General features: G+C 60.9%; 24 protein-coding genes. 8 read left to right on the top strand and 16 right to left on the bottom strand.

Annotation, left to right across the window (positions count from 1 at the left end; translation table 11 throughout):
- The first annotated feature begins 64 nt into the window (after positions 1–64).
- A complete protein-coding gene (locus H146_RS0115505) occupies positions 65–583 on the top strand; it encodes a metallophosphoesterase family protein (RefSeq protein ID WP_019952801.1) in 519 nt (172 codons plus the stop codon).
- 363 nt (positions 584–946) lie between these two features.
- Here H146_RS0115505 and H146_RS0115500 read toward each other — a convergent pair whose 3' ends face one another.
- The 3 genes from H146_RS0115500 to H146_RS0115490 form a co-directional block, all read right to left on the bottom strand.
- Positions 947–1,720: a molybdopterin-binding protein gene (locus H146_RS0115500; protein ID WP_019952800.1), complete on the bottom strand. Its 774-nt coding sequence runs from the start codon at positions 1,718–1,720 to the stop codon at positions 947–949.
- Positions 1,713–2,585: a cytochrome b/b6 domain-containing protein gene (locus tag H146_RS19595; protein ID WP_051091035.1), complete on the bottom strand. Its 873-nt coding sequence runs from the start codon at positions 2,583–2,585 to the stop codon at positions 1,713–1,715. The genes H146_RS0115500 and H146_RS19595 overlap by 8 nt, the downstream gene beginning before the upstream one ends.
- A gap of 168 nt (positions 2,586–2,753) precedes the next feature.
- A complete protein-coding gene (locus tag H146_RS0115490) occupies positions 2,754–3,020 on the bottom strand; it encodes a hypothetical protein (protein ID WP_019952798.1) in 267 nt (88 codons plus the stop codon).
- Between the two features lie 205 nt (positions 3,021–3,225).
- Between H146_RS0115490 and H146_RS0115485 the strand changes: the two genes are divergently transcribed.
- Together H146_RS0115485 and H146_RS0115480 are read left to right on the top strand one after the other, a co-directional pair.
- Positions 3,226–3,450 (top strand): DUF3072 domain-containing protein, encoded by a 225-nt coding sequence (locus H146_RS0115485; protein ID WP_019952797.1) that lies wholly within the window; start codon positions 3,226–3,228, stop codon positions 3,448–3,450.
- A 63-nt stretch (positions 3,451–3,513) separates the two neighbouring features.
- On the top strand, positions 3,514–4,275 hold the full coding sequence (locus tag H146_RS0115480) for an SDR family NAD(P)-dependent oxidoreductase (protein ID WP_019952796.1): 762 nt from the start codon (positions 3,514–3,516) through the stop codon (positions 4,273–4,275).
- Between the two features lie 73 nt (positions 4,276–4,348).
- On the opposite strand, the gene H146_RS20865 is transcribed toward H146_RS0115480, so the two are convergent.
- From H146_RS20865 to H146_RS0115465, 3 genes are read right to left on the bottom strand one after another with little or no spacing between them, the layout of a single operon-like run.
- Positions 4,349–5,407 (bottom strand): phenylacetaldoxime dehydratase family protein, encoded by a 1,059-nt coding sequence (locus H146_RS20865; RefSeq protein WP_083920903.1) that lies wholly within the window; start codon positions 5,405–5,407, stop codon positions 4,349–4,351.
- Complete coding sequence (locus tag H146_RS20860) at positions 5,404–6,405, bottom strand: carbon-nitrogen hydrolase family protein (protein ID WP_083920902.1); 1,002 nt, start codon at positions 6,403–6,405, stop codon at positions 5,404–5,406. Before H146_RS20860 ends, H146_RS20865 begins: the two co-directional genes overlap by 4 nt.
- Positions 6,392–7,897 (bottom strand): sodium:solute symporter family protein, encoded by a 1,506-nt coding sequence (locus H146_RS0115465; protein ID WP_019952793.1) that lies wholly within the window; start codon positions 7,895–7,897, stop codon positions 6,392–6,394. Before H146_RS0115465 ends, H146_RS20860 begins: the two co-directional genes overlap by 14 nt.
- Positions 7,898–8,330: 433 nt before the next feature.
- On the opposite strand from H146_RS0115465, the gene H146_RS0115460 reads away from it, so the two are divergent.
- From H146_RS0115460 to H146_RS0115450, 3 genes are all read left to right on the top strand, one after another.
- Entirely contained in the window at positions 8,331–9,281 is a 951-nt protein-coding gene (locus H146_RS0115460; protein ID WP_245558764.1) for a LysR family transcriptional regulator, read from the top strand.
- A 492-nt stretch (positions 9,282–9,773) separates the two neighbouring features.
- A complete protein-coding gene (locus tag H146_RS0115455; protein ID WP_019952791.1) occupies positions 9,774–10,037 on the top strand; it encodes a helix-turn-helix domain-containing protein in 264 nt (87 codons plus the stop codon).
- Positions 10,038–10,081: 44 nt separating this feature from the next.
- A complete protein-coding gene (locus tag H146_RS0115450; RefSeq protein ID WP_019952790.1) occupies positions 10,082–11,797 on the top strand; it encodes a SulP family inorganic anion transporter in 1,716 nt (571 codons plus the stop codon).
- 82 nt (positions 11,798–11,879) lie between these two features.
- Here H146_RS0115450 and pcsA read toward each other — a convergent pair whose 3' ends face one another.
- Positions 11,880–12,629: a phosphatidylcholine synthase gene (gene pcsA, locus H146_RS0115445; RefSeq protein ID WP_342664564.1), complete on the bottom strand. Its 750-nt coding sequence runs from the start codon at positions 12,627–12,629 to the stop codon at positions 11,880–11,882.
- A 243-nt stretch (positions 12,630–12,872) separates the two neighbouring features.
- Between pcsA and H146_RS0115440 the strand changes: the two genes are divergently transcribed.
- Positions 12,873–13,574 carry a helix-turn-helix transcriptional regulator gene (locus H146_RS0115440; RefSeq protein WP_019952788.1) on the top strand — a complete coding sequence of 234 codons (702 nt, stop codon included), beginning with the start codon at positions 12,873–12,875 and terminating at the stop codon, positions 13,572–13,574.
- Between the two features lie 66 nt (positions 13,575–13,640).
- Positions 13,641–14,012 (top strand): VOC family protein, encoded by a 372-nt coding sequence (locus H146_RS0115435; RefSeq protein ID WP_019952787.1) that lies wholly within the window; start codon positions 13,641–13,643, stop codon positions 14,010–14,012.
- Positions 14,013–14,175: 163 nt separating this feature from the next.
- On the opposite strand, the gene H146_RS20360 is transcribed toward H146_RS0115435, so the two are convergent.
- From H146_RS20360 to H146_RS0115390, 9 genes are all read right to left on the bottom strand, one after another.
- Positions 14,176–14,748 carry a LytTR family DNA-binding domain-containing protein gene (locus tag H146_RS20360; RefSeq protein WP_019952786.1) on the bottom strand — a complete coding sequence of 191 codons (573 nt, stop codon included), beginning with the start codon at positions 14,746–14,748 and terminating at the stop codon, positions 14,176–14,178.
- A 98-nt stretch (positions 14,749–14,846) separates the two neighbouring features.
- A complete protein-coding gene (gene speA / locus H146_RS0115425; RefSeq protein WP_019952785.1) occupies positions 14,847–16,781 on the bottom strand; it encodes a biosynthetic arginine decarboxylase in 1,935 nt (644 codons plus the stop codon).
- A gap of 90 nt (positions 16,782–16,871) precedes the next feature.
- The gene (locus H146_RS0115420) at positions 16,872–17,846 is read right to left on the bottom strand and encodes an NAD-dependent epimerase/dehydratase family protein (RefSeq protein ID WP_019952784.1); all 975 of its coding nucleotides are present in this window, start codon (positions 17,844–17,846) and stop codon (positions 16,872–16,874) included.
- A complete protein-coding gene (locus tag H146_RS20355) occupies positions 17,843–19,498 on the bottom strand; it encodes an ArnT family glycosyltransferase (RefSeq protein WP_019952783.1) in 1,656 nt (551 codons plus the stop codon). Before H146_RS20355 ends, H146_RS0115420 begins: the two co-directional genes overlap by 4 nt.
- Entirely contained in the window at positions 19,495–21,243 is a 1,749-nt protein-coding gene (locus H146_RS0115410) for an ArnT family glycosyltransferase (protein ID WP_019952782.1), read from the bottom strand. Before H146_RS0115410 ends, H146_RS20355 begins: the two co-directional genes overlap by 4 nt.
- On the bottom strand, positions 21,240–21,542 hold the full coding sequence (locus H146_RS19580) for a lipid-A-disaccharide synthase N-terminal domain-containing protein (RefSeq protein WP_019952781.1): 303 nt from the start codon (positions 21,540–21,542) through the stop codon (positions 21,240–21,242). The genes H146_RS0115410 and H146_RS19580 overlap by 4 nt, the downstream gene beginning before the upstream one ends.
- A complete protein-coding gene (locus tag H146_RS0115400) occupies positions 21,539–22,342 on the bottom strand; it encodes a glycosyltransferase family 2 protein (protein ID WP_019952780.1) in 804 nt (267 codons plus the stop codon). The genes H146_RS19580 and H146_RS0115400 overlap by 4 nt, the downstream gene beginning before the upstream one ends.
- Positions 22,343–22,432: 90 nt before the next feature.
- Positions 22,433–23,377 (bottom strand): homoserine kinase, encoded by a 945-nt coding sequence (locus tag H146_RS0115395; protein WP_019952779.1) that lies wholly within the window; start codon positions 23,375–23,377, stop codon positions 22,433–22,435.
- 161 nt (positions 23,378–23,538) lie between these two features.
- A partial coding sequence (locus H146_RS0115390; RefSeq protein ID WP_019952778.1) for an ISAs1 family transposase occupies positions 23,539–23,820 on the bottom strand: 282 nt, incomplete at its 5' end.

The following is a 23,820-nucleotide window of genomic DNA, read 5'->3' as shown; positions in this document are numbered from 1 at the left end:
CATTAGCACGGCGCGGCCGGTGGCTGCCAGTCCGACGGTGAGGTCGGGAAGAGGAGAGGGCGGTATGAGCGGCGGTTTGAGTGAGCAGAACCACTTCGAGCTTTCCTCGCCGGTAGGCGTGATCAGCGATACCCACGGCCTGCTGCGCGACGAGGCGCTGGCGCTGATGCGCGGCTGCGGTTTGATCCTGCATCTGGGCGATGTCGGCGATGAAAGAATTCTCGAACGGCTCGCCGAGTTGGCGCCGCTGATTGCCATACGCGGCAATATCGATCGTGACAGCTGGTGCGAGGCGCTGCCGCTGCGCCGCGATATCACCATCAACGGCTGGCGGTTTCAACTGGTGCACGACCGCGCCGATGTGGAGGCGACGGCGGCCTTCGATGCCTTTTTATTCGGCCACTCGCACAAGCCGCTTTGCCAGTGGCACGAAAAGAAGGAGGGCGGTCGACAGCTGTGGTTCAATCCCGGCGCCGCCGGCAGGCGCCGCTTTCGCCTGCCGATTACCGCCGCGAGGCTGCTGGCCCGGCCGGAGCGACTGTGCTGCGCGACGGTATACCTGCTTGATGATGCGCCACGGTAGCGCCACATGAAAACGCCCTGAGGCTACTGACAAAGTTGCTGTCGGATCGGAAAAGCCTTTCACGAGGGCGCTATAAACCCTTCCATGGACGCTAAATTCGCCATCCCTGGCGAATAATCCTCGTTGCAGGCTGTTTTCGACCCTCTCCGCAAGGTCTTCACAGGGCTTTTACGGGCTTTGCCATCAATCCGAGCCCCGCAGATGCGGGGCTCGGTAGGTCTCGGGGGCTGTCTTGCATCGGCGGTTCAGTACCTTCCAGACCCACGATGACGACTTTGGCAGGAACGTCGCATGCATCGATATTGGATCGTTTAAAAAGATTGCGCGATTAATATTTGCACGCTATCAGGTTTGGCAGAAAACTCAGATGCCCGCATACCAGGTATAGCCACGGTCCTCCCAGTAGCCGCCTTTTCCGCCCTGGATATCGTCGAAGTGCTCGACAAGCGTAATGCCGTGCAGATACTTGGCCATCTTGTAGCCCAACTGGCGCTCCACTCGCAGGCGCAGTGGCGCACCGTTGGCGACCGGCACCGCCTCACCGTTAAGGGAGTGGGCTAGAAGCGTCTGGGGGTGCCGGGCGGCGACCATGTCGATACTTTCGTAATAGAAATTGCGACCGTTGAGCTGATCCATGCAGTGAAACACTACATAGCGTGCCTGCGGCTGCACGCCGGCGCGCGCCAGCACATCGCCGAGCACTGGCCCTGTCCATTGGCCGATCACACTCCAGCCCTCGACGCAGTCATGGCGGGTAATCTGGGTGCGTGCCGGCATCGCCCGTATTTCCGCCAGTGACAGACTCAGCGGATTATCGACCAGCCCGCCGATTTCGAGGCGCCAATCGGTGAAGTCGTTGGCCAGATAACCGCGGTAGAGATCGGTCTGCGGGTCGGTGGAGCCGTTGGGACGAAAGACCGGTGAGATCATCGAGGCCGGATACTCGATCGCCAGTGCGTCGCCCGCCAGCAGCCGCTGGGCTGTCATATTGAGCGCCTGGGCACCCCCCAGCAGATTGAGCAGCGCATCGTTTTGCGATAGCCGATCGCAGCCGGAAAGCCCGAGTGCCGCCGCCCCCAGCGCGGCGCGCTGCAAAAGCGCTCGGCGGCTCAGGCCGTCTTCGTTGCGTTCACTCATGGGAGGGCTCCGAATCCTGGTGGCGTCGACGCGCGTCACTGCCCACCGGCGCGCGGCCGGTAATCATGCCGCGCAGCTGACGCAGCGGATGGGTCAAAAGCACCAGCAGCACGTGAACGATGACGAACAGCACCAGCAAAGTGGCGACAATAAAGTGCAGCGAACGAGCGCTCTGGCGACCGCCGAACAGGTCCAGAAGCCAGGGAGCGACGGCGTTGAAAGTGGGCGACATGCAAAGCCCGGTCAGTATCATCAGCGGCAGGGCGACGAAGATCACACCGGCATAGCTGAGCTTTTGCAGGCTGTTGTATTTGCCGGCGTGGTCGTGAAAGCGACATTTCAGATGGTTGAGAATATCGCGCCCCAGTCCGCGCCACTCACGCCCGGCGGGCCAGAGATCGCGTTTCAGGTGGCCGCTGAACAGGGCGTAGATCACGAACAGCGCACCGCTGATGGCGAACAGCCAGGCGAAGAAAAAGTGCCAGAGCCGCCCCATCGACAGGTGCTGATAGCCCGGGAGGGTCGACCATTCGGGAAATCCGCGAACCGCTGGCTGGCCCGCTACCCTGGAGTAACCCAGTACGCCGGTGGTTTCGAACTGCCATGAGCCGAGAGCAGTAATGCCCTCGATGTCACCCGCAGGCGTGCGGATGGCATACATCTCAAGCCAGGGATCATCAAAAGTGGACACACTGCCCCAGTAGAGTGCCGGGTGGGCGTTGAAAATCTGCAGGCCGCTCATCAGCAGCACGATCAGACACCACAGGTTGAACCAGTGCCACAGGCGCACCGGTAGCCGGTGCCGCGGGCCTGCCCTGACGTGCGGATTTTGAGAAGGGGCTTGTGGAGAGTTTTTATCACTCATGCAGACGTCTCGCCGAATATGAGCCTCGCCTGCAGTATGAGCAACCGATAACGGTAGCGCACGATTTTTATGCCACAGAAGCGTTTCGCTGTGGGATCAGCGCACTTTAAAAGTAAAGGCGTGATATCTCTGCCCGCCTTTCATGGCGGGCAGAAGGCGATGGTGCCCTCATTGAATGGGCTGATCGACGCGCCAGGCAAGAGAGGAAATGAAGGCGGATGAGCCGCTGATCAGTGCCTCGGTAACGCCGCATTCGCTGCACCGGGTGGCGCTGTTGGCCAACCCCAGGGTCGCGCTGGTCGTGCGTATCGACTGGCTGGCGTTTTCGATGTAGACGCACTCGAGCGGCGTATCGCGCGGTGGCATCCTTTCACTGGTCAGGGTGTAGCCATTGGCGCGTATAAATTCGCGATAGCTCTGTGACATACCTTCCATGGTACTGCTCCGAATCGATCCGGGAATGGATGCACCGCCTTTCCATGGCGGTGATGGCGTGACCGAAAAGCGGCGCTACCATAGTCTGCGTAAAACTCTGGTGGCGCTTCTTTTTGCCTCGTACAAATATCGTAGAAGATTGGCGTTATGGGGGACAACGTCTATATTTTTATACAGTAGTTAATGTCACTCGAGGAGACATCGCATGGTCGATAAATCGCAGGAAAACGAGCAGCAGGGCAGCAATCTCGAGAAGGACCCCGGCGACTGGACGACCGGAGAGGAGAGCATGACCGGTGCTCAGGCTTCCTATCTGCGCACCCTTTGTGAGGAAGCGGGCGTCGATTTTGACGACAGTCTTACCAAGGCAGAAGCGTCGCGCAGAATCGATGAGCTACAGGATAAAACCGGCCGCGGCGAGAGCCACTGACCCTCGGTGGCGGAGCGTGCTCTGCTATGCTGGTCAGCAACCATCATCTCTGGAGGGCTCATCGTGAGTAACTGTGTTTTCATCACCGGCGCCACCTCCGGCTTCGGCCACGCCGCCGCCCACCGCTTCGCCGAGGCCGGCTTCCCGCTGGTACTTACCGGCCGCCGCCGCGAGCGGCTCGAGGCGCTGCAAAAAGAGCTGTCGGCACAAACGCAGGTGCATATCGCCGAGCTGGATGTCAGCGACGAGACGGCGGTGCAAAAAGTGGTTGACGAATTGCCACAGGAATTTCGCCGCGTCGGCACGCTGATCAACAACGCCGGCCTGGCGCTGGCGCCGGAACCGGCGCAGCAGGTCGAGCTGGGCGACTGGCACACCATGATCGACACCAACGTCAAGGGGCTGGTCAACGTCACCCACGCCCTGCTGCCGAGCCTGATCGAGGTGGGCGCGGGGGCCAGCATCATCAACGTCGGCTCCACCGCCGGCCAGTGGCCCTACCAGGGCAGCCACGTTTACGGCGCCACCAAGGCGTTTGTGCAGCAGTTCAGCTACAACCTGCGCTGCGACCTGCTGGGCACCGGCGTGCGGGTCACCGACCTTGCCCCCGGCATGGCCGAGACCGAGTTCACCCTGGTGCGCACCAAGGGCGATCAGGCCGCCTCCGATGCGCTCTACGGGGGTACCACGCCGATGTCGGCGGCGGATATCGCCGAGCAGATGTTCTACATCGCCACCCTGCCGGCACACCTGAACATCAACCGGGTGGAGATACAGCCGGTGCGCCAGGTGTGGGCGGGGATGAAGGTGCATCGGGATGGTTGAGAGGAAATAATCGAAATGTTGCAAACATGCCGGCGACTCAGCCGGCCTTTAAAAGGCCGGCAAGCAAGCTATTTCAAAGGCGCTCATATAACGTGCAGAAAGGAAGTAGACCTGTCCCAGGATGGCAGTTTATATACTCGAAGGGAAGTCCGGATGTGAGTATGAATACTTCATGCCACGTCACAACGCTACGGTTTTCCCCATACTGTCGTTTCTTTTCGATAGCATGATTGTATATTCGTAAATGGCTGGTATGAGAGCTTGCCCATTCTTCCATGCCAGCCATATCCACAAAACATGCATATACTGAAGTTTCATCGCGCTCTCTACCATGGCGATCAAGGTTTGTCATGATTCGTAGCGATAGCGTACCAGTTTCTTTTCGGTTCTCCAGTAGATAACGCATGCCATCCATAAGCTTTGGCTGCATTGATAGCTGATAATCTTCCGATTGGGCGCTATCAGCCTCTGCCCAATATTGACCAGAACGTATTGCCGTCATGTTGTGCGGCGTCTCTGCAAACAGACGCCTGTTATGTGTATCAATTCTTCCGGAAGGATGTTCTATGACAGACATAAAGCCCGGCAAGGAGTCTACAGATGAGATCGGAAGGCGGTCACGGGCCGCTCCGAAATACCCATTAGTATTCATCGGTACGAGCTCTGAATCAGAACAGAGAGCCAAACCAATACGATAGTCGCTCGCAGAGTAAATGGTCTCATGACGATCGTAATGAATCGCAATTATTTCTCGCCAGTAACCAAAAGACTCTTGTAAACGTTCCGTAGATTCCCACCAGTCTGCAAAATCGCTGCATTGTTCCCATTCGGTATATTGATTTTGATCAGTCCAATAAGCCACTATAATAGCATTTGTATATCCCTCCTCGTCTATACAGCGCATGGTTTCATAAGTTTCTGGACCGCAATTTGATTCAAAAAAACGCGCAAAGCGGTCAAAGAAAGATTTTTGCTCATTCTCGGAAAGAGGTGAGCCCTGAATGCCGTAGTAAGCAGAAATGATGCGGTTGACCGGTTTTCTCCAGCGCAGTGTATAGCGTGGTGCCCCAGGTTCGTGTCCTTCCGGGCGACGTTCCGGTAAAATTCGAGGGTACTCGATGTGAAATTTCATGAATCATCCTCGATATCAGGACAAAAATTTTCTTTCTTCGAAATCGAACCGGTAGCGGCAAAAGAATCAAAACTTGTCACCGGTTCTTTAGCACCTATATCAACATGGAGTTGGAATATATCCGGCCGGGCATAATGACCTACTGGGTCAAAATCAAGTTTGCTGCGGATAACGTCATTCTGCGAAATATCAGCGTAAATTATATTTTCACAGTCAAATACGGGGCCTGCGATAAGGTCTCCGTTCGGAGCGAAAATCGCACTGGCACCACGCATCAGCACTTTATCCGGTTCTTTGGCAGAAGCGAGTAGACAGTCATAGTCGTTCGGGAAGTCACCGCGTGTCATAAATTGACATGCGCTTAATACATAACAACGCCCTTCGAGCGCGATATGCCGCATACTGGCTAACCAGCTGTCCCGGTCATCAGCCGTAGGCGCACAGTAGATTGTGATGCCTTCTGCATACATCTTGGCACGCATGAGAGGCATATAGTTCTCCCAGCAAATAACCGCACCTGCTTTGCCAACGGGTGTTTCAAATACAGGGAGCGTTGAGCCGTCCCCGAACCCCCAGATCAGACGCTCTCCTCCTGTAGGCATCAATTTGCGATGCTTTCCAACCAGGCCATAGACGGGGTCGATATAAACTACAGTGCAATATAGCGTGAAAAGGCTTTTTTCAATGATGCCCATGACAATGAAAATCGAATGCTCATTGGCAGCTCTGACAAGCTTTTCGATCTCGGGGCCGTCGATTTCTATGGAGCCCTTGAAATACTCAAGGAAGGCATTGCGCCCTTCATCAGTTCGCTTTCCTACCGGGCTACCAAAACTTGCCCCCTTGGGATATCCGCCGAGGAATGCTTCCGGAAAGACAACCAGCTCGGCACCGTTTTGAGCAGCCTCGACAATGAACTCTATCCCTTTGCTTATAGTGCGCCCTGGTGAAAAGGGAATGGAGCCGGCCTGAACAACGGCTGCTTTAACTGTAGACACTGTTTTTCCCCTCTTCGATATTGTTTTGTCCGAAAGCCGAAGCAAATATCTTATGGTAGTCGTTCTCCGAATTGCGTGGCGCCGGCATGGTTACAAGACTTACCACAGTCGTGAACAGTATGTTAACAATAATGCCATTGATTCCCGGGCCGAAGAAATAGTCAAACCCGGTTGCGGCAGTGGCTGCCAAAATCACTACACCTGAAGCCAGACCCGCCAGTGCCCCTTTGGGAGTTATTACGGGTATATAGAGCATCCCTAGAGCCGTTGGAACGAGCTGCAGGCCAAGGCTGAACCCGAGGGATGCAATTGGAATAAGGTATCCTGCGCCGGAGGGAGCCAGCGCCAGCACAAGTACGATAGTCGTTATGACCAGAACAACGATTCTATTAACAAGCCTAAGGCTTCGGTCACCCATATTCTTGTTAAAAAAGCGACGCCATATATCTTCGGCAACCAGGCTTGAAGATGAGAGTAGCTGACTGTTTATGGTTGAAATGGCGGCTGCCAGAATGCCGGCAACTACAAACGAGCCGAGAATAGGCGCATACTCGGAAAAAATAAGTGGCAGAATAGCGTCACTGTTATCGGCAGCGCCCGGTATGAGTCCCGGAATATTGGCAGAAAGCCCTATGGCAAGGGGAACACAAGCCATCATCCATGAATTCCAGAAAGGAGCGAACATGGCGACCTTGCCAAGGACTTCTGCTGAACTCGCGGAATAAAATTTTTGCCACATGTGGGGTAGTGCCCAGGCACCGAAGCTCAGACCGAGCCATAGCTCAAGCATGGCCATGGGGTTGCCTTTATTGGTCAACAACTGGGGTTTGTGATCTGCAACATTATTCAGAAACGATAAACCGCCAGCTTTGCCAACGACAAAGATGGCTGTGAAAACAAGAATAGTTGCAAAAAAGACACCCATAAAAGCATCTGCCCAGGCCGTGCCTCGAAAACCTGACCACAGAACGATAAAGCCGACGACGACCGAGGATACTATGACACCGACTGTATAGGGGATGGCATTATCGGTAAGGCTCGCCAGAGCGGTAGCGCTTCCAGTAACCTGAATCAACATGACCGGAACAAGAGCAACAATGCCGACGCATGAAAATAGCAGTCTCAATGTCGGACTGGCGTAGTAGTGCTCTACCATTTGTCCTGGAGTGATAAAGCCAAATTTCTTTCCAATATACCAAAGACGAGTGCCAAACAACCAGATAAAGACGCTACCCTGAATAATAGCCCAGGTCGTGAATCCGGCAAACCAGATGCCCTCTCGATAGTAAACGCCGAAAGATCCCAGCAGCGTCCATGTGGAAAAATAGGTTGCTCCCATCGACATCAGTAGAAGCGGGGTGTTCATGCGTCTGCCGGCCACTACATAGTCGTCAGCGGATGCCTTGTTTTTTCTTCCCGCAAGTAGCGAAAGCGCACAGAAAATAAGAATGAAGACAGCCAGGGTAATGATGGTTACAAGAGAACTGTTCATAATTCACCCTTGTTCTTGTCCAGCTTTCTAGATAATGGCTTGAAATAGAGAGGGTAAAGTGCAATCGCGCATGCTGTCAGTATTACATTGGATGCAAGTACTAATGCCAGCGGTTGCGGTAGCGGACCCACCCATACAAGGGAGTTGGCGATGTCAAAGTAGGGCAACCAGCTGGCAGCGATAGCCAATAGTACTGTGCCCCATAGTAGTTTTCTCTTTGTTTGGAGAGACATTGTTTTCCCTCTTGCTGTTATGTGGTATGTGGAGTGGATATGTTTACGTTGTTGGTGTTTTTTAATATTGTTAGTGCGTTGCTTTGGGTCACAACACTCTTTTCTGAAGAGGTTGCATCGGCTCTCCATCGCCTCAAGGCCTCTGGCTATGGTATGTATAGCTTTCGTTCGACGGGAATCAAAATTGTTGGTACGGTCTGTTGCCGAAAGTTCAACGGGCAACCTATCTTCCTGTATTAAAAGAATTTTTGGGGTGCGACATCCAAATTTCTACTTTCAAATATTTCCTTGCAGTGGCCGAAACGGGCTCGATTCGTCAGGCCGCATTGGATCTGCATGTCAGCGCTTCGGCGATAAGTCGCCAGATTCAGAACCTTGAGCATGGCTTTCAGTCAGCGCTGTTCGAGAGACGGCCTTCCGGAATGTATCTGACTGAGGAGGGAGGCATACTGGCGCTGCACATGCGCCGTACTATTCGTGAAATGGAGCTGGCGAAGGCGCGAATCAATGAGCTCCACGATCTTCTGGCTGGTACTCTGCGGTATGCGACAATAGAAGGTGTCGCACGCGCATGGCTCTTTCCTACCATTGATGACTTTCGCGAAACTTATCCGGGAGTCGTATTCAGCGGCCATATTATGGGAACGGAAGCGGTCTATGAGGCTGTAGAAAACGATAATGTCGATTTTGGTATTGCCATGGAGGGTGATCCTCGGCATGACATCGAGGTCGTCAGACGTTTTTCTACATCCTTTCGTGCTGCCATGCGGAATGATCATCCGCTAGCAGGAGAAGAGGTGATCGGATTGGCCGATTTAAAACCTTTCGATCTGACAATGCTGAGTGCGCAATTTCAGACACGACGTGTTCTCAATGCCGCCCAGCAGCGATCCGGAATAAAAATTCGTGTAGGCTTTGAGTTGGAGCATATCGAGCTGATTAAAAGTCAGGTAGTGTCGACCGGCGGGATAACTATTCTTCCTGACTACGCAGTTGCCAGAGAAGCCAGCTGTAATGAGATGGTTGTTATAGACATGAATAACGAGGAGTTTCCGCCTGGAGGAACTTTGCTCTGTGTGCGACGCGGGCGAGAATTATCCCGCGCTGCTTCCATTTTTATCGAACAATTGAAGCAGCGCTCGATACCATAACAGGGTGTTTAAAGAGGCATGCGCCTGATAACACGGCGCTAAAGTTGAGCAGAATCGGTCAGGGGCCGTCCCGTAGGCTATCTCCTGTAGTCAGGCGGCAAACCTTGCCGACTGCCAGTTGGCACCCGGCTGTCCTCGGAGCCGACGGTCAGCAGCACCGCCAGAGATAGCGAATGCCTGCAGGTGAATGCTTTTAGGCGTCGATGGCGTGCAGTGCGTGGCGCCCCGTCTCGGTCTTCGGCGAGCCGAAATCCACACTGTTCACCGTGCCTATAAGAATGCGGGCCAATTCAGAGGCGTTGAGAATACCGGAGTCGATCGAGTAGCGGCAGATCGCAGCGGTCGAGGCATGTCGGCATCCTCACGGAACCGAGGCGGGCAATGGGATAAAATCTTGCTGATATGATGTTTAAAATATCAATAAATTTGTTTTATTATCATATATGAAGCTTCAGCATCATGAGCTGTTTTTTGAAAATCGTGGAGAACCCCATGATCACCGGACCCCAGATGCGCGCCGCCCGCGCCCTGCTGGGCCTCGACCAGCGTGGCCTGGCGGCGCTGGCGGGTGTCTCCGTGCCTACTATTCAGCGCATGGAGTCGAGCCCCGGCAATGTGCGTGGCGTGGTCGAGAGCCTGACTCGCGTAGTGGAGGCGCTGGATCGCGCCGGTATTGAGCTGATCGGCGAGCAGGCCACCAGCTACGCCAGCGGGCGCGGCGTGCGGCTGAAAGCCCCGCCCGATGACGAGCGCTGAACCCCCCAACGTCACGCCACACACGCCAATAGAGCCTTCGCCCCATGCAGGATGCAAGCAACTCCTCCCATTCGTCGGCGTCACCGAGTTTCGCGGCGCTGTTCACGCCCAAGCTGATTACCGTATTGCGGGAAGGCTATGGGCTCACCAGGCTGCGCGCCGACGCTGTTGCCGGCCTGACGGTCGCGGTGGTGGCGTTGCCGCTGTCGATGGCGATTGCGGTGGCCTCCGGCGCCTCTCCTGCTCAGGGGCTCTACACCGCCATCTTCGGCGGGTTTCTGGTCTCGGCGCTGGGCGGTAGCCGTTTTCAGATCGGCGGGCCGGCGGGAGCCTTTATCGTGCTGGTGGCAGCTACCGCGCAGGCGCACGGCATGGCCGGTCTGCTGCTGGCCACGCTACTGTCGGGCGTGATGCTGGCGGTGATCGGCTGGCTGCGCCTGGGCAGCCTGATCCGGCTGATTCCCTATCCGGTGACGGTCGGTTTTACGGCCGGTATCGCCCTGATCATCTTTTCCAGCCAGCTCAAGTCGCTGCTGGGGCTGACCTTCGACGGCAAGGAGCCGGGGCCGCTGCTGGAGAAGCTGCCGGCCATCTGGCAGGCGCTGCCGACAGCCAGCCCGATCACCATCGCGCTGTCGCTGGCGACCATTCTGATTATCCTCGCGCTACGCCGTTTTACGCCTCGCCTGCCGGGCATGCTGGTGGCGATAGCGGTCACGGCGGCTGCGGCAACGCTGTTTGGCCTGCCGGTGGCCACCATCGGTTCTGCCTTTGGTGGCATCCCGGAGACGCTGCCGATGCCGTCGCTGCCCGAGATGTCGTGGGGGCTGTTGATTGATGTGCTGCCCAGCGCGGTTGCCTTCACCCTGCTGGGGGCGATCGAATCGCTGCTGTCGGCGGTGGTGGCGGATGGCATGACCGGGCGCCGCCATCGTGCCAACTGCGAGCTGGTGGCGCAGGGAGCGGCCAACGTCGCCTCGGCGCTGTTTGGCGGTATCTGCGTGACCGGCACCATCGCCCGTACCGCCACCAATGTGCGCGCCGGGGCGGTAAGCCCGATCTCCGGCATGTTGCACTCGCTCTTTCTGATGCTGTTCATTCTGGTGGCGGCGCCGCTGCTGGACTATATCCCGCTGGCAAGCCTGGCCGGGGTGCTGGCAGTGGTGGCCTGGAACATGATCGAGAAGCACGCCTTCGCCAGCCTGCTGCGGGCCTCGAGAGGCGATGCCGCGGTGCTGCTGGTCACCCTTGGGCTGACTGTCTTCCGTGACCTGATCGAGGGCATTCTGGCCGGTACGCTGCTCGGCGCGCTGCTCTTTATTCAACGCATGTCGCGCACCGTCGGCGTAGCGCAGACGCCCCTGGTGCCGGAAGACGTGCCCGACGACAGTCTCGACTACCATGACTCCGGGCTGTCGCCGGCTGATCCGGAACTGGTGGTCTACCGGCTATCGGGCGCCTGGTTTTTCGGTGCCGCCACCTCGATCGAGTCGATTCTGGCACGGGTGGCGGACGGTCATCGGGGGCTGGTTCTCGACTTCGCCGCAGTGCCCTTTATCGATGCCAGCGCCGCCCGCGCGCTGGAGGGCGTGCTGGGTGCCGCGCGCCACAGCGGTGTCGAAGTAGCGTTGACAGGTACCAACCACGATATGCGTCGCGTGCTGTTCGCCAACGGTGTGCGACCGCCGCTGGTGGGCTATGAGCGCTCCATCGAGGCGGCGGTGAGCAAGTTGCGGCGGACGCCATCCTCGTCTGTTTGATCCTTCAGGCCCGGCAATATCATACAGGCGGCCGGGGGGGAAGACCGGCGCCGTCATACAACACAAGCCTGCCCTCTGCCCATCAGTGGCGCGTATCAGAGGGCTGAGTAGCCAACCACTCCCGGCCCGTGCGCCACAGGCACATGCCGGTGAAGTAGAAAGAGGTCAGGCCCAGCCCCCACAGCGCCCAAACTGCGTGTCCCGAGTTCGACAGCAGCAGCGCGGTGGTGCAGACGCACCACGCCAGCGTGACTGCGATGTTCAGCGGCATCAGAAAGCGCACGCGAAACGGATGGAGAAATTTCACCCGGGTCACGGTGAGCGCGGCGAGCACCAGGATGGCGACAAAGACGATAAAAGGCGGTAGATCGAGGATATAGAAGTACGCAGCGGCAATGTTCCAGGCGGCGGGAAAACCGACAAAGTAGTTGTCCTGGCTTTTCATGTTGACGTTGCAGAAGCAGAACATCGATGACAGCACGATGATGAAAACGGACAGCAGCGAGAGATAGGGCGGCAGTTCGATAAAGAAGTAGATGAACAGGGCGGGAATGAAGGCCCAGGTGAGATAGTCGATGACCATGTCGAGCGTGGAGCCATCGATATGGGGCAGGGTGGTCTTGACCGCGTATCGGCGCGCCAGGGTGCCGTCGAGGCTGTCGACCATCATGGCCGTACCCAGCCACAGCAGGCAGGCGACCGGGTTGTTATCGATCAGCGCCAGCAGCGCCATCGTCCCGAACACCACGCCGCTGGCGGTAAGAATATGCACGCTCCATGCCTTGTACAAGGCAGTCCTGGAAGACGTATGCGAAAAAAGCGATTGTGTCATCCTGGCACCATGGGGGAACGCGCTGTTCCCGTCCCGTCTGTTTGACTGATCGACGTATGTAGGTGTCACCGGTACAGGTCTCGCGGTGCAATCACGGCGCTGCCGGTAACCTTGCGCGGGCCGGCGGGGCCGCACGCGTCACACAACATCACAAACGATACACTATCAGGGCGGAATCGTCAGATAATAAGCTGAATGCCCGGCGCCCACCGGAAGGCGCTGTCAAACCGAGCAATATGAAGCATGTCCCGTTCCGAACGCCTTTTCGAACTGCTGCAGGTGCTGCGCCGCCACCGCCGCCCGGTAAGCGCCAAAGTACTGGCCGAGAAGACCGGCGTCAGCGTGCGCACCCTCTATCGCGATATTGACAGCCTTCGCGCCCAGGGAGCGCCGATCGAAGGCGAGGCGGGTGTGGGCTATGTGCTCAAACCCGGTTTTGTGTTGCCGCCGCTGATGTTTTCAGTCGAGGAGGTCGAGGCACTGGTGCTGGGCGCGCGCTGGCTAGCGGCACGCGCCGATGCGCCGCTGGCGGCTGCCGCCGCCGACGCCCTGGCGCGTATCGCCGCGGTGCTGCCCGCCGAGCTGCGCGAGGAGCTGGAAGCCTCTGCACTGCTGGTCGGCCCCGGTGAGCGTCCCGACCCGGAGCGCATCGACCCGGCCCTGCTGCGTTGCGCCATCCGCCTCGAACGTAAACTGCTGCTGGACTATCGAGATGGCAGTGGCATCTCCAGCCACCGCACGGTATGGCCCTTTGCGCTGGGGTTTTTCGATCGGGCCCGGGTGCTGGTGGCCTGGTGCGAGCTGCGCGGCGACTTCCGCCATTTTCGCACCGACCGTCTGGATCACGCCGAGATGCTGGAAGCGCGCTATCCTGGACGGCGCCAGGCGCTGCTGCGTCAATGGCGCAAGGCGCAGGGAATCGCTCCGCCGATTGACGGCTCATGATGCTGACGGAAACTGACGCATGCCGGGCGCAGGATGCTGCTGTCTATCCAATGACAGGAGCCCGTCATGAACTATCGAAACTCTCTTCTTCTGCACGTCGAAGATATGGCCGCCAGCGTTGATTTCTATACCCGCCTGATGACTTCGCCGCCGGTCGAATCGAGCCCGACCTTTGCGCTTTTCGTGCTGCCCACCGGGTTGGCACTGGGGCTCTGGCAGTGCGCCGGCGTCGTGCCGGCTGCTGGCGCGACAAGCGGTAGCAGCGAACTCGGTTTTCGGCTGGAAAACTCGGCGGAGGTGGACGCATGCCACCGGCAATGGTCGGCAGCGGGTGCGCGCATTCTGCTGGCCCCCGCCGATCTTGATTTTGGCCGCAGTTTCGTGGCCGTCGACCCGGACGGCCACTGGCTGCGGGTCTATCACGTTGAGGAGGCGTAGCCTGCCGCGTCCACTTATCCCTGTGGCTTCGACCGATCATGTCCACAGTGGCAGGTGGGAGAGTGTCATGCAGGTTGGTCATTGCAAGGTGGCGCTGCGAGCCGACGCAGCGCCGCCGGGATGATCCATGACGCGCTGACCGAGTTCCGTGGTGGCCGAGAGCCTATAAAAGCCCCGCTTTGCGCAGCCGGGGTAAACTGGTGCGACTGACCGCCAGTGTATCGTTGGCGGTCGTGGTGATCTGATAGCGCCCCCGGTGGCACTTCAGTGATTGAATCGCCTCGAGTGCCACCCAGTGGGAGCGATGCGTCTGGATGCCGGGAAGCGGGTTTGTTTCCCCGATCGCGTCTCGCAGGCGCATCAATAACATTGAATGGCCGCGGGTCGTCACCACGCGAACATAATGGTCGCATGCCGAGATCGACACCAGCTCACCGCGCTTGTCCGGCGGCAAGCGCTGCAGTAACTCGGGCACGAAAGTCCTTGCGCCGTCCTCCTGTGTTGTGCAGGCAGGGCGTGTATCGCGCCACACCAGCAAGGGCAATAGACCTGCCAGCACGATACAGATCAGCAGAACATTGCCGAACGTATGCAAGAGGTTGTGCCTTTCCAGAATCTCGCTCCCGAAGGTGAGCGCGTCGATGGCCACCACCAGTATTGCAATGGGCACCCCCATGGCCACACCGATCAGCAGAAACCGGCTACGGTGACGCCAGCCCCGGGTGTCGAGCTTCAATCTGGCCCAGGCGGCGATACGGCCCCGTCATCGCAAATGACGCTCGAACCGGCCACACCAGCGTCGCTGGCGGCTGTCTTTACTTTCCACCTTGCCCCCTACTCCAGATAGGTATAGCCCTCCAGCCCCGCTTCCAGCTCCTCGAGGAACATTTCGCGCTCCTCGCTCGAGACCTCGCTTCTGATCAGCTGGCGCTGGAAGCGGCTGCGCAGCTGGTCGGGGTCGAAGTTCACATAGCGCAGCACGTTGGAGACGCTGTCGCCGACGATCGGCGTGCCGAGGCGCCACTCGCCCTCCTCGGTGAGGCTGACGTCGATGGAGTCGGTGTCGCCGAAGAGGTTGTGCAGATCGCCCAGAATCTCCTGATAGGCGCCGACCAGGAAAAGCCCCAAAAGCTTCTCTTCGCCCTCTTTCCACTCCGGCAGCGGCAGGGTGCTCTCGACCCCCTGGCCGTCGACGTAGCGCTCGATGCGGCCGTCGCTGTCGCAGGTGATGTCCTGCACCACGGCGCGACGCACCGGCGGCTGGTCGAGGTTGGAGAGCGGCAGCACCGGGAAGATCTGGTCGATGCCCCAGACGTCGGGCAGCGACTGGAACAGCGAGAAGTTGACGAACAGCTTGTCGGCAAGCTTCTCGTCCATTTCATCGAGGATTTCACGGTGGGCGCGGTTGCGGCCATCAAGCCGTGCCCGCAGGCGGCGGCAGGCGGCGATATAGACCGCCTCACCCTCGGCGCGCACGGCGAGGCTGGCACTGCCCAGCACGAAGTGCTCCTGGATATCACTCATCGCCTGGTAGAGGTCGTGGTAGTACTCCACCAGCAGGCGCGGTTCGGCGGGCTCGTTGAGCCACTGCCAGGTCTGCCACAGGGTGTCGAGGTTGGGGTCCGCCTCGGCGCTGCGCTGCGGCACTTCCACTTCGTGGCGCTCTTCGTCGATCACGTTGGTGATCAGTACCGCATGGTGGGCGGTCAGCGCCCGGCCGGATTCGGAGATGATATCCGGATGGGGCAGGTCGCGCGCCTGACAGAGCTGGGCGAAGGCACCCACCACGTTGTTGGCGTACTCGTCCATCGAGTAGTTGGCCGAGCAGTAGCTGCGCGAACGGGTGCCCTCGTAGTCGACCCCCAGGCCGCCGCCGACATCCACCACGCTGATCGGTACGCCGACTTCGCGCAGGCTGCGGTAGAACTGGGTGCACTCGCGCAAACCGCGCTGAATATCGCGGATGTTGGCGATCTGTGAACCGAGATGGAAGTGCACCAGCTGCAGGGTATCGAGGCGGTCGCGCTGATGCAGCTGATTGACCAGCTGCTGGATCTGGCGCGCGGTAAGGCCGAACTTGGACTTGTCGCCGCCGCTGCTCTCCCAGTTGCCGCGCCCCACCGAGGCGAGGCGGGCGCGTACGCCGATGCGCGGCGCCACGCCGAGGCGGTCGGACTCCTCCAGAATCAGCTCTACCTCGGCGTGCTTTTCGACTACCAGAAACACGCGGTGGCCGAGCTTTTCGCCCATCAGCGCCAGGCGCACGTACTCGCGGTCCTTGTAGCCGTTGCAGACGATGGTCGAGGTACTCTCCGAGGAGAGGGCCAGCACTGCCAGCAGCTCCGGCTTGCTGCCGGCCTCCAGTCCCACCCGGCCGCGGCCGCGCTCCGGGGTGGCGAGCAGCTCCTCGACCACGCGCCGCTGCTGATTGACCTTGATGGGATAGACGGCGGTGTAATGGCCGCCATAATCGAGCTCGTCGATCGCCGTGTCGAAGGCCTGGCAGAGCTGTTCGACACGGTCGTGCAGAATATCGGTAAAGCGCACCAGGGTCGGCAGGCGCAGGCCGGCGGCCTGGAGTTCATCGACCAGCCCGGTCAGGGGCAGGGCGGGGCTGTGCGGATCGTCGGCGCTGCCGAAAGGCCGCACCACGGCGTGGCCTTGGACGTCGACATCGAAGTAGCCGCTGCCCCACTGGTCGATATTGTAGGTGCGGCGCGCCTCCGACTGGGTACGCAGTTGAGCGGTGGCTGAGGTGGGTTCAGTCATGAAGGACTCCGACCGGGAAACTCGCAGAGGGGCATATTATGGCGATAGCTTGCGAAGGCGTCGACGTGTCGTGCGCGATGGGCACAACCGTCATGGCAGTTCGCAGTGTTTGGCGCACGCCGAATACCAGCCGGCAAAGCGGCTGACGCCCTCTTCGAGAGAGGTTTGCGGCGCAAAGCCGGTCGCCTCCTGAAGGCGCCGGGTATTGGCATGGGTGCGGGGCACGTCGCCCGTTTGCATTTCCCGCCACCGCCGCGGCGAATGCCGGCCCAGCGCACGCTCCAGCAGTTCGATGAAGGTCATCAGTTCGGTGGGCGCGCCGCGCCCCAGATTGTAGAGGATATGCGGTGCCGACGATCCGCCAGCGGGCGGCAGATCGATCAGCCGCGTGACGGCCTCCACGATATCGCCGATCCAGGTGAAGTCGCGCGCCATGCGACCGTGGTTGAACACTTCGATCGGCTCGCCGCGCAGCAGCGCTCGAGCGAACAGCATGGGAGCCATGTCGGGTCGCCCCCAGGGGCCGTAGACGGTAAAAAAGCGCATACCGCTGATCGCCATGCCGTACAGATCGGCGTAGCTGTGCGCCATCAGCTCGTTGGCCCGCTTGGTGGCGGCATAGAGCGATATGGGGCTGTCCACCCGGTCGGTTTCGTCGAAAACGCTGCGGTCGCTGCGGCCGTAGACGGAGCTGGAGGAGGCGTAGAGCAGATGACGAATGTCGTGGTGGCGGCATGCCTCCAGCACGTTGACGAAGCCGACCAGGTTGGTCGAGGCGTAGATATGCGGATTATCGACGCTATAGCGCACCCCTGCCTGGGCGGCCAGGTGCACCACATGAGTGAAGTCTTCGGCGTCGAACAGGGCGTTGAGGGCATCGCGCTGCTCGATGTCGAGGATGCGCACGTCGTCGAGACCGAGCGCTGCCACGCGGGCGCGCTTGTAGTCGACGCTGTAGTAGTTCGACAGGTTATCGATACCTATGGCATCGATTCCCCGGGCGCGTAAATGGGCCAGCAGATGAGCGCCGATAAAACCGGCCGCGCCGGTAACCAGTACTTTCATGGGGCTTCCGTACAGAGAGAGGTCGAGGTGACGGTTCGAAGCGCTGGCGGCGACAGAAAAAGCAGTGCATGGCCGCGCCAGTTAAAGCGCCTGACGGAGAGACCGGCAGGAGGAGTGGGCAGGTCGCGCGCATCGCCGATCACCCAGCCGTTCGGGTGGTTCTGCCGCCAGCGGCACAGCGCCATCAGGCCACTACCGGTCTCGATCAGCGGTCTGCGCAGCCGGCCGGCGAACTGAAAGCTGGCCTGGTAGTCGCTGCCGTACCAGGCGAGCGCTGCGCCGGTCTTTTCGACCTGCGCCAGTGCTGCCGCCGGGCGGGTGGCGTCCAGCCGCGGCCAGAGTGGACTCAGCATCGCGCCCAGGGTAGCGGCAAGGGCGAGCGGGACGAGCATCGTTACTGCCACGCTGGCCGCCCGGGGTGTCAGGTGCAGGATCGTCAGCGCGATACCCGGCAGCAGCACCGCCAGCGCGCCGACGGGAGCGACTATCGCGTGCAGCTCGGCGTTGCCGAATGTCGCCAGTGCCAGCCCGCATCCTCCCAGTGCCAGCGGCAGCAGGGCGGGTAGCCACAGCCGCCGACGGCTGTCGTCGGCGCGCGTCAGGGCGTCGGCGATCAGCAGTGCGAGGGCCGGCAACAGCGGCATCAGGTAGTGAATCTGCTTGCCGCTGACCAGTGAGAACAGGGCCAGTGGTATCAGCAACCAGACCCATAGCAGGCGACGCGCGCCAGGCGGCACGCCGGTTGCGGCGGCCGGCATAGGCTGCCGCAGCGGCCAGGCCGGTGGCCACAGTGACCAGGGCAACATCAGCAGCGGTAGCAGCGGCAGATACCACCAGAAGGGTCGCGCGTGGTCCGCCCCCTGTTGCAGTCGGCCGACGCTTTGATGCCACAGCAGATCCTGGGCATAGGCCCCGCCCCCCAGCCAGGCGGAGCTCAACGCCCAGCCCAGCAGTACCAGCAGCGCGGCCAGACTGGCTGTCCACAGCAACAGGTAGCCACGCCGTCCGGGCCAGCGCTCGCGATAGAGTGGTAGAGCGGCGAGAATCGGCAGCCAGCTCAACAGCACTGCCGGCCCCTTGGCGAGCAGCGCCAGCGACAGCCACAAAGCGATTCGCAGCGCCCGCTGGCGCGGCGAGGTGTTGTCCACCAGCGCGGCTACCGCGCCCAGCAGGCAGGCGCTGAGCAGCACATCGAACATCAGCGTGCCGCTGTAGAGCCACCACATCAGCATCGACATCAGCAAGGCCGGTGCCAGTCCGGCGGCGCGGCGTGAATAGCCCAGGTGCAGGGCGATGCGGTAGAGCTTAAGCAGACCGAGCAGCGATGCCAGCGGCATGATCAGACGCGGCCACCAGTCGTTGACGCCGAACACGCCCCAGCCGAGGTTGATCAGCCAGAACAGCAGCGGCGGCTTGTCGGCATAGGGGACGCCGTTCATGTGGGCGACCCACCACTGGTGGCTCAGCCACATCTCCCAGGCGATCGAAACATAGCGGGTTTCGTCGATCGGTATTAGCGGCCTGAGCTGAAAGGCGAGCGTGCAGGCCAGCCAGGCGACCAGGCTGGCGAACGTGGCGGCGCGCTCCTTTTCCAGCATGGCCGCGCCGCGCTGCCACAGCCTTGCCGGCAGCAGGAGATGCCTTGCGGTCATGGCGACGGCGCCAGTTGGGTGGGCGAATGGAACAGCGGCGTGGCGTGGGCATCCGCCGGGCACTGCTTGACCGCGTCGGTGCTGAACACCACCCAGTTGTCGCCGCCGCCGCGGTTGTCGATCGGGATCAGCCGGTTTTGGTCGAGGCACGCGAATTTGCGGGCCTGGTGTGCGGTAGTCTGGGCCCAGCGCTGACCCGGCGCCTCGCGCAGCCAGGCCACTGCACGGTCGAGCTGCGCGCCGTTGAGGTCGGTGTCATGGCCGAACTGCACGATCGGCTGGCGCGTCTGCAGGGCGGTCACTTCGCTGAAGTCGAGCAGCGCCAGCGGTGCGCCGTGGGTCACGCGGGCCACTTCCGCCATCAGGCCGTGGCGCGAGCGGTGGTCATCCATCACTGCATAGCCCCAGCTCGACCACAGCGCCCAGAACACTACGAACCACACCGCCAGCGCGCGCACGCCCTTCGATGGCGGCAGTACCACGGCGATCACGGCGGTGGCGGCGCCGAGGGTCAGCCACCAGTACCAGGGCGAGCGGGAAAAACTGTCCTCGAGGCTTGCCGGGTCGAGCAGGCCGGTGGCGAACAGCGCCCCGGTCACGCCGATGGTGCCGCCCAGCGCTACTATCAGTGCCCAGCACAGCCGGCGCACTCCGGAGCGGCGGATCAGCCCCGGCAGCGCCGGCGCCAGCGACAGTACGAAAAGCGCCGCGCCCGGTGTCATGTAAACCCCGCGCTTGCCGGGGCTCAGCGAGAAAAACAGCACCATCAGCACCACGAAGGAGAGCGGTAGCCACAGGCGCGGGTCGGCGCGGCGCAGGCGGCGGAACCAGTGTGGCACTACCCAGGGCAGCGCCAGCATGCCCGGCAGCCAGGCCCAGGGCAGCACCTTGAGCAGGTAATACCAGAAGGGTTCGAGGTGGTGCCAGGAGTCGGCGTAGCGTTCGCCGGTCTGCTGAAAGAGGATATTGTTTCGATAGGCGGCCAGTGCCGGATCACCGCTGAAGCTGGTGTAGAGCACCATCGGTACCACCCAACTGGCGATTGCCGCCAGCAGCAGCGCCAGGCCGATGCCGAGCTGTTTGAGCGTCAGCGGGGCAAGGCGCCAGTGGTCGCCCGGATGACGGCGCTGCCAGGCGGCAAGACCGTACCAGGCGGGCAGCAGCAACAGTGGCAGAAAGCCGACACCCTTGGTGATCACCCCCAACCCCATCGACACGCAGCTCAGATACCACCATCCCGGTGCCGGTCCCAGCAGGGCGTGGCGCAGCGCGCCGTAGGCGCCCAGGGTAATGAAGCCGGTGACCAGCATATCGATCTGCGCGGTGCGCGACTGCAGGGTGAACTGTACGGTCAGCAGCAGCGTCAGCCCGGCAAGCCAGGCGATGCGCGGGCCGTAGAGACGCCGAGCGAGGTCGGTGGTCAGTCCCAGCGTGGCCAGTCCGCCCAGCAGCGAGGGCAGCAGAAAGGCGATCTTGAGGCTGCCGGTAAGCAGAATGCCGAGCGCGATCGCCCACATGAAAATCGGCGGCTTGTCGGGGTAGAGCTCACCGGCGCGGTGGGGAATCAGCCACTGATGGGTGGCGATCATCTCGCGGGCGATCAGCGCAAAGCGCGGCTCGTCGGCGGGCCACGGCCAGCGCCAGCCGATGCCGAAACCCAGCACCAGCAGGCCGATCAGCAGCACGGGAAGGAGCGGCGCGCGCTGCAGCCGGTCGATCAGTCGGTAAAGCGGCGGGCTGCTCATGACGACTGCTCGGCCTGCTCGCGGCTTGCCAGCGCAGTGCGTCGCTCACGCTGGATCAGCACCAGGTTGCGGGTATAGATGAAAAGCCCCGAGGCCTGACCGATGATAAAGACCGGGTCGCGGCGGTAGATGGCGTAGCACAGCAGCACCCCGCCGCCGCCGATGCTCAAATACCAGAAAAGATGAGGAATGACGCTGCGCCTTGCCTTCTCGCTGGCCAGCCACTGGACCAGAAAACGGGCCGAGAACAGTGCCTGGCCGAGCAGGCCGATGGCGATCCAGAGGGTCGCGCTACTCATGAGGTGGACTCCTGCGGGCGCTCCGCCTCGCGCTGCGTCGATGGGTGCTGCAGTGACGGACGCTGCTCGGGCGCGCTGTCGGGCATCTCCAGCGGTGCCGGCAGTTTCGAGCGATGGATCAGCCACATCACGCCACCCAGATCGAGCAGGCCGGCCAGCAGGCGGTCGAGGGTGCCGTAGTTGGAGCGTCCGGCGCTGCGCGGGCGGTGATTGACCGGCCACGACAGGGTATTGCCGCCCTGGGCGCGCATCAGTGCCGGCAGGAAGCGATGCATATGATTGAAGTAGGGCAGCGCCAGCATTGCGTCGCGGCGCATCACCTTGATGCCGCAGCCGGTATCCGGGGTATCGTCGTGCAATAGCCGCGAGCGCACGGCGTTGGCGAGGCGCGAAGAGAGCCGTTTGACCGCGCCGTCGTTGCGCGTCACCCGGTGGCCGGCCAGCAGCACCAGATCGCCACGCTCAAAGCGTTCGACCATTGCCGGCAGATCGGCCGGGTCGTTCTGACCGTCGCCGTCGAGGGTGGCCAGCCAGTCACCGCGCGCGCGCCAGGCGGCCTGCCAGATCGAGGTGCTCTGGCCGGCACTGGTGGGGTGATGCAGCGGGCGAAGGCGTGGCTCATGCTGCGCGTATCGCTCGAGCACGTCGCCGGTGGCGTCGCTGGAGCCGTCGTTGACCACCAGGATTTCAAAGGCGATGGCGGCGCTTTCCAGCGCCGTGCGCACTTCATCAAGCAGTCCCGGCAGGTTGTCCGCTTCATTGCGGGCGGGAATAAGAACGGAGAGTCTGATGTCTGACATGGCGTTGGCTTTAGGGTTTGAATAAACACATTATAACGCCACGCGATTCAATTAGAATTAAGGAAATGTTTTATATTCCCCCGCGCGGTGTCAGGGCAGGGGCGGCGGCGGTGTCGCCATGCGCGATGTCAGGATAGTGCGGTATTGCCCGGGGTCCTTGGGCGTCAGGGCGTGTGCCGGCGGGTCGACATAGACCACCAGCAGCCTCGATAGCCAGTAGCGCAGCGCGGTCATCGACAGCATCAGCGGCCAGACCCGGCGTTCGGCGTCATCGAAGGGGCGCTCGAGGGCGTAGGCGTCGATGATAGCGCGATATCGTTCGGGAAGCAGCTCCCCGCGCTCGTCGCTGCACCAGTCGTTGATAACGATCGCCAGGTCGAACAGCAGATCGCCGGTGCAGCCGTTATAGAAGTCGATCAGCCCGCCGAGACGGTCGCCGTCGAACAGGGTGTTGTCGCGAAACAGGTCGCCGTGCAGCGCCCCCTGCGGCAGCGTTTCCGGCGCCAGTCCGGCGTCGAGGGCGTCGATGCAGTCGCGCATCAGTTGCTGACCGGTGGCGTCGAGATAGCTCATCACGCGGCTGTGCACGGCGTGTATCCAGCGCAGGTCGCGGGGGTTGGGGCGGCTGCCCTGAAAGCCGCTTGATACCCTGTGCATCTGCCCCAGGACGGTGCCGATCGCCGCACACTGGGCAAGCCCCGGCTGCTCCGGGTGGCGCCCGGGCAGGCGCGGGAAAAGCAGCGCCGGACGCCCGGCAAGATGCTGCAGCGCTACCCCTTCGCGGTCGAACAGGGGGCCGGGTACCGGCAGGCCGTGGCTGTCGAGGCTGGCGAGCAGATCGACGAAGAAGGGCAGCTCTTCCTGCTCCCCCTGTTCAAACAGGGTCAGCACCAGCGAGTGGCGTTCGGTGGTGACGAAAAAGGTCGAGTTTTCAGTACCGCCCGCCACGTCTTCGAGCCGTTCGAGTCGGCCCACATCGAAGCGTTCGAGAAAGTGAGCTACCTGCTCGTCGCTGAGGGGAGTGAAGACTGCCATATTGCTCCTGTGCGCGAAGAGCGCTCCGGGCGCGGTATCCGTAAGGCCGGCTGCCACTGACATGCCGGAGGGCACAAAATGGCGCAGTTTATCACCAAAGGCCACGGCTGTGTCTGTCCGCCTGACGGCGGCGCAGGGCGATCGCACGTAGCGATTCATTCTCATTCAAGCCCGAGGAGCTGGGCACGGTAATCATCCAATGTCGCCGCAAGGACTCGTTTGACCTTTAAACTGCCCTTGCGCTTTACCGGATTCAGCCGGATCAGGTTGAGGGTCAGGCGCTTGAGGATGGCCAGATTATGCGCCGCGTGGGCAGTCCGTGCTCGCATCTGGTCATCCGCAAAGGCCACATCCAGGCACCAGTGCACCCGGTTCTCGATGCCCCAGTGTTGGCGTACCGCCCTGGCCAGCCGCTCGGCATCGGGAGCCAGGCTGCTGATGTA

This window comes from Kushneria aurantia DSM 21353 (assembly GCF_000382245.1).
GTDB classification, from domain to species: domain Bacteria; phylum Pseudomonadota; class Gammaproteobacteria; order Pseudomonadales; family Halomonadaceae; genus Kushneria; species Kushneria aurantia.
This window is presented reverse-complemented; position numbering and strand designations above follow the sequence as displayed.

Coding starts and splice junctions, on each gene's coding strand:
- H146_RS0115505 (WP_019952801.1), top strand. CDS start 65: ATGAGCGGCGGTTTGAGTGAGCAGAACCACTTCGAGCTTTCCTCGCCG.
- H146_RS0115500 (WP_019952800.1), bottom strand. CDS start 1,720: ATGAGTGAACGCAACGAAGACGGCCTGAGCCGCCGAGCGCTTTTGCAG.
- H146_RS19595 (WP_051091035.1), bottom strand. CDS start 2,585: ATGAGTGATAAAAACTCTCCACAAGCCCCTTCTCAAAATCCGCACGTC.
- H146_RS0115490 (WP_019952798.1), bottom strand. CDS start 3,020: ATGGAAGGTATGTCACAGAGCTATCGCGAATTTATACGCGCCAATGGC.
- H146_RS0115485 (WP_019952797.1), top strand. CDS start 3,226: ATGGTCGATAAATCGCAGGAAAACGAGCAGCAGGGCAGCAATCTCGAG.
- H146_RS20865 (WP_083920903.1), bottom strand. CDS start 5,407: ATGAAATTTCACATCGAGTACCCTCGAATTTTACCGGAACGTCGCCCG.
- H146_RS0115465 (WP_019952793.1), bottom strand. CDS start 7,897: ATGAACAGTTCTCTTGTAACCATCATTACCCTGGCTGTCTTCATTCTT.
- H146_RS0115455 (WP_019952791.1), top strand. CDS start 9,774: ATGATCACCGGACCCCAGATGCGCGCCGCCCGCGCCCTGCTGGGCCTC.
- H146_RS0115450 (WP_019952790.1), top strand. CDS start 10,082: ATGCAGGATGCAAGCAACTCCTCCCATTCGTCGGCGTCACCGAGTTTC.
- pcsA (WP_342664564.1), bottom strand. CDS start 12,629: ATGACACAATCGCTTTTTTCGCATACGTCTTCCAGGACTGCCTTGTAC.
- H146_RS0115440 (WP_019952788.1), top strand. CDS start 12,873: ATGTCCCGTTCCGAACGCCTTTTCGAACTGCTGCAGGTGCTGCGCCGC.
- H146_RS0115435 (WP_019952787.1), top strand. CDS start 13,641: ATGAACTATCGAAACTCTCTTCTTCTGCACGTCGAAGATATGGCCGCC.
- speA (WP_019952785.1), bottom strand. CDS start 16,781: ATGACTGAACCCACCTCAGCCACCGCTCAACTGCGTACCCAGTCGGAG.
- H146_RS0115420 (WP_019952784.1), bottom strand. CDS start 17,846: ATGAAAGTACTGGTTACCGGCGCGGCCGGTTTTATCGGCGCTCATCTG.
- H146_RS20355 (WP_019952783.1), bottom strand. CDS start 19,498: ATGACCGCAAGGCATCTCCTGCTGCCGGCAAGGCTGTGGCAGCGCGGC.
- H146_RS0115410 (WP_019952782.1), bottom strand. CDS start 21,243: ATGAGCAGCCCGCCGCTTTACCGACTGATCGACCGGCTGCAGCGCGCG.
- H146_RS19580 (WP_019952781.1), bottom strand. CDS start 21,542: ATGAGTAGCGCGACCCTCTGGATCGCCATCGGCCTGCTCGGCCAGGCA.
- H146_RS0115400 (WP_019952780.1), bottom strand. CDS start 22,342: ATGTCAGACATCAGACTCTCCGTTCTTATTCCCGCCCGCAATGAAGCG.
- H146_RS0115395 (WP_019952779.1), bottom strand. CDS start 23,377: ATGGCAGTCTTCACTCCCCTCAGCGACGAGCAGGTAGCTCACTTTCTC.